Source organism: Emticicia sp. CRIBPO (genome assembly GCF_009905725.1).
Taxonomy (GTDB): domain Bacteria; phylum Bacteroidota; class Bacteroidia; order Cytophagales; family Spirosomataceae; genus Leadbetterella.
Window position 1 is genome coordinate 1 of sequence record NZ_JAAAKV010000036.1, and the last position, 677, is coordinate 677.

The following is a 677-nucleotide window of genomic DNA, read 5'->3' on the forward strand; positions in this document are numbered from 1 at the left end:
GCCTCTGTGAGTTGCAGCACACTGCCTATCCATGAGCTCATTGCCTATACCTTTGAAAGCAAGTGTGAGCCTTCAGGCCCTGTTTGTACGGGATCACTGCAGGCTGAAGGGGAAAATGACGCCACAGGCATTGTCATCAACAAACCGGCCTTTGCCATCACTGCCTTTACAGCAGGCACCCCGACCTCAGGCAATACCCTGGAAGGAAGTGTGACGGTGGACAACACCAATGGGGTGGCTACAGGCCTGCCCCAGAATGCAGTCATCAAGGTCTATCATGATGCCAATTCTAACGGGATCGTGGATGCCACAGATACCCAGATCGGAAGCAAGACCGTCAGCATCACTACCACCACCTCACAGGTGTTTACCTATGCTTTCACCACAGACTTCCTTGGGGACTTCTGTCCGGCTATTGTAGAGCTCACCCCTGAATGTGCCTGTGAAACGCCAGTGGTCTTTGTTTATACCGATTGTGAGACCATCCTTCCGGTGACCCTGAGCAGTTTTGCTGTCAGCAAGACAGAGGCAGGGGTGCTGCTCAAATGGAGCACCGTCACTGAAACCAACAGCGGAAGATTCGAAATACAGCAAAGCACTGATGCCAAAACCTGGAAGACCATCGGAAAGGTAGACGCTGCAGGAGACAGCCCGGTGATGACCCATTACAGTTTCAC

At 52.6% G+C, this 677-nt stretch carries 1 pseudogene; it reads left to right on the plus strand.

Going from position 1 to position 677, the window contains the following annotated elements:
- Nucleotides 1-677: pseudogene (locus GVN16_RS25960) on the plus strand (hypothetical protein); the annotation flags it as partial.